Genomic DNA, 415 nt, shown 5'->3' on the forward strand with positions numbered 1-415 from the left:
GGAACGCGACCAGCCTGTTGGCCGAGGCAACCTGCGGCGGCGGCACGTAGGCCGCCCGAACGCCCCAGGCCAAAATTTCGGCCCAAAGGTCGCGGGTCAGATAATCATGCAACGTCCCAGGTCTAAATGGCGGCGACAATCTTGCTGGTCGCTGTAATTGCGCCAGCCTCGACCGCCGCTTTGGAAAGCCTCCCGAAGGCGGCGGCTGGATCAGCCGACAAAATTACGCTAGGAGCCTCACCACCGGGCAGAGGTTGGTATGCACAAAAAGGAAATCGAGCGCGTCGGCGCTGTTGATGCTTTGCGTGGCTACGCAATAATCGCGGTCGTGGCCGTCCATTGTTCCGAAGTGGCGCGGCCCGCGAGCAGCGAACTCCTGAAGATCGCCCATCTCGGAGCGCGCGGCGTTCAACTG

1 protein-coding gene is annotated in these 415 nt (G+C 62.2%); it reads right to left on the reverse strand.

The features are described 5' to 3' along the window. Positions 1-223: 223 nt before the first annotated feature. Positions 224-415, reverse strand: a 192-nt coding sequence (locus tag AB4Y92_RS26110; protein WP_441822265.1) for a hypothetical protein, incomplete at its 5' end; no start/stop codon positions are given.

It is taken from the genome of Lysobacter sp. TAB13 (genome assembly GCF_052113885.1).
Taxonomy (GTDB): Bacteria; Pseudomonadota; Gammaproteobacteria; order Xanthomonadales; family Xanthomonadaceae; genus Lysobacter; species Lysobacter gummosus.